3 protein-coding genes and 1 pseudogene are annotated in these 2936 nt (G+C 63.7%); all 4 read right to left on the minus strand.

What is annotated here, in order from left to right; all coding sequences use genetic code 11:
• Positions 1-36: 36 nt before the first annotated feature.
• The gene (locus tag PSV17_RS06435; RefSeq protein WP_300480808.1) at positions 37-549 is read right to left on the minus strand and encodes a hypothetical protein; all 513 of its coding nucleotides are present in this window, start codon (positions 547-549) and stop codon (positions 37-39) included.
• 5 nt (positions 550-554) lie between these two features.
• Positions 555-2105: pseudogene (locus PSV17_RS06440) on the minus strand (IS66 family transposase); the annotation flags it as partial.
• Positions 2106-2182: 77 nt separating this feature from the next.
• Positions 2183-2533, minus strand: coding sequence for an IS66 family insertion sequence element accessory protein TnpB (tnpB, locus tag PSV17_RS06445; RefSeq protein WP_300480810.1), 351 nt, complete (start codon positions 2531-2533; stop codon positions 2183-2185).
• The gene (locus PSV17_RS06450; protein ID WP_300480812.1) at positions 2533-2907 is read right to left on the minus strand and encodes an IS66 family insertion sequence element accessory protein TnpB; all 375 of its coding nucleotides are present in this window, start codon (positions 2905-2907) and stop codon (positions 2533-2535) included. The genes tnpB and PSV17_RS06450 overlap by 1 nt, the downstream gene beginning before the upstream one ends.
• Positions 2908-2936: the final 29 nt, after the last annotated feature.

Here is a 2936-nt window from a genome sequence, read left to right on the forward strand (position 1 = left end):
GTAAGCGGTAACTCGCCGACGTCCTTGCCAGACGGTTTACCGCCGTGTTTTTGGCCTTGAACTGGCGATGCACTCTACGAGATTGAGCGCGCATAGAAGCACGTATTTCTCCGCCTCGCTTTTGATGTCCAGCAAGCCTTGGTCGCGCAAGTGACCGTGAACATAGGCCAGCAAATACCGCTCACCTTGCGTGTCGGTGTACTGCTGCGCGGCCTGACGCTGCAGTTCGACAGGCATGCCCTCGGTGAAGCGCACACGTGCCGTCAGGCGCTGCAAGCATTGGTCCTGGAGGTCCTCTGAGATCACCGGCCACTTCAGGGCGTCCTTTGCCTCACAACGCTTCATTGCCAACCAGCTCACGAGCAGCACGTGCACCGCCACACCGATCTGCGCATCGCTGGCACCCAAACGCCTGAGCACGATCACCGAACCCAGCATATTCGGCTGACGAGCGAAGATCTCGTCTGCAAGTTGCAACTGCTCCTGCGCCCCCATGCCCTGCAGCGCGATGACCGCCTCCGCGAGGATGGCCTGCGTGATGTACGTCATGCGCTTCATGCCGCAGATGGGGACGCGTCGTGCGCGCTCCCAGCAAAGGCATGCAGGTCCGAACGCAATGGCGCCTGCGCGAAGTGCTGCTTCCACATCCGTGGTGTCAACTCGCTCACGCGCGCGGCCGGGTGTTGCCCCACGCGCTGCAGCACATCTACGAAGTAGGTGTAGGGATCGATGGCGTGCAAGCGACAGGTGACGATCAGGCTCTGTACGATGCCCACGTGCCTGGCGCCGAGTTCCGTCCAGCAGAACAACCAATTGGACCGCCCCATTGGAATCGCACGCAACGCGCGTTCAAGGTGGTTGGTGTCCATGGGGACATCGGCGTCTGCCAGGAAGACCTCCAGTCCCGCCCGACGCTCGCGCACGTAGGCCAGCGCCTTCGTGAACGGATTGCTGGGCAACAGCCCCTGGCGCTCGAACTGCTGTGCCACCCAAGCGAAGAAGCTGTCCACGTGCGGCTTGCTGTGAGCCTGGCGGTGCTGCCGCTTGGCCTGGCCCGTGAGCGCCTTGCGCCGGATCTCCTCCTCGATTTCGTACAGCGCGCCGATCCGCTGCAGCGCTTCGGCGGCAGCCTGGGGTTCGGCGTCCTGTGCCTCGAAGAAGCCCCGTCTCGCGTGGGTCCAGCATTGAGCATGGGTGATGCCGCTCTTGCGCGCATAGCGTTCGTAGGCAGCGTAGCCGTCCGTGAGCAGCACGCCGCCTTTGATGACGTCAAGGCCCAGCGCCTGCTGCACGTGCTCGTGCCTGCGTGATTCGAAGTGCGGGAAGCACACCTCGTCCTGCTCACCGTAGATCGGCCAGAAGTAGGTTCCCTTCATCTTGCCTGGCCCCGATCGTCCAGCCTTGATCGGCGTCTCGTCCATCGCCTTGACCCGACTGGCCAGCACCGAAGCCAGCAGCGCGTTGTAGACCGGCTCCAGCAGCGCGACGCCTTGTTGCACGAGCTGTGTCAGCCATGGTCGGCTGAGCGTGAAGCCTGCATCCATGAGGCGTTGGTGCTGACGGTAAAGCGGCAGGTGCCAGCAAAATTTGTCCACCATCAAGCCCACGATGAAGCTCACGTCGGCGCGGCTGCCCTCGATGACCCCCATCGGCGCTGGTGCGCAGTGCAGCGTCTGGGTGTCGCGGCGCTTGATCACCGAGCGCACGTACTTGAGCACCACATAGCTGCCCGGGCGCTGCGCCAGCCGAAGGCTGGTCTTCTCGCCGATGACTTCGTATTGGTCCGGCGACAGGCCCTGTGTCTCGGGGTTGGCCACGACGATGGTCTGAACCGGCACCTTCGCTGCATCAAAGAACGAGGCGCAGCCCCCATCGTCGGCCATGTCGCTGCGCGGCTTGCGGCGCGTGTGTGCGGGCACGCGCTGGCCCGCCTCGGGTGTGTTGGGTGCATCAGTCGGCGCGGGCAACTCTTCGCCCAGCAACTGGCCAAGGTGCATCTGCTGCGGATCCGGGGTGGGCACAAAGCGCTCGCTCTTGCGACCGAACAACTGGCGCTTGAACCATTCGAGCTGGCGCTTGAGTTCGGCCACCTGGCCTCGCAGCACGATCACCTCGGGGGTGTCGGTGGACGTGGGATGCAAGGTGGCGCTGCGCATGGGCCTATTGTCCTGGCTGTGCGGTCTCATGTGCCCTGCGGCATCACCCGATAGCGTTTGCGCTGGCGCTTGATCTCGATGCCTTCGAGCAGGAGTTTGAGGCCTGTGCAGTCCATCTCGCGGTGCCTCAAGCCACGCCAGTCGCCGATGAATCGCCCAGCCTCCAGCCGCTTGGCCCAGACGCACCAGCCGCTGCGGTCGAAGTACAGCACCTTGATCTGCGTGCCTCGGCGATTGACGAAGGCAAAGAGCGCGCCTTGCAGCGGGTCCTGCTTCAGACCATTGCGCGCCAGCGCGTACAGGCCGTCGAAGGACTTCCTCATGTCCACCGGCTCGCCATAGAGCCACACGCGAAGGTGAGCGTCGGGAAAGAACATCAGCCACGCGCCACCCGCAAGGTCACACCGCCGCCCAGATCCAGTGTGAGCTCCACGCGACCCGTGCTTGCCGAAGGCAGGCTCAGCATGCCCAGATCAACGAAGCCCGCTTGTTGCATGGGCTGTTGCGTCCGCTGGGCTGCTTTGCCAAGCGGTGCGCCAGCAGCCACGCGTGATCGCCAGCGCTGAAACGAACTCTTGGTCACGCCCTCGCGTTTGCAAAATACCTCGACCGTCTCGCTGCCTGCATCAAACCGACTCAGCAGCTCGCGCCACTTCGCCTCCCCCAGATGCTGTCTTCTTCCTTGCTGTTCCACTTCGTTCGCCTTGCTGTCGTTGTCGATGCAGGCATTCTGGGGAGCAGCCTCGCGCAAGGGAAGAACGCCGCAGGCTTACCGCTTAC

The organism is Methylotenera sp. (assembly GCF_029946165.1).
Lineage (GTDB): Bacteria > Pseudomonadota > Gammaproteobacteria > Burkholderiales > Methylophilaceae > Methylotenera.

Excerpts from the sequence above, each read along its gene's own strand:
- tnpB (WP_300480810.1), bottom strand. The coding sequence starts at position 2,533 with ATGTTCTTTCCCGACGCTCACCTTCGCGTGTGGCTCTATGGCGAGCCG.
- PSV17_RS06435 (WP_300480808.1), bottom strand. The coding sequence starts at position 549 with ATGACGTACATCACGCAGGCCATCCTCGCGGAGGCGGTCATCGCGCTG.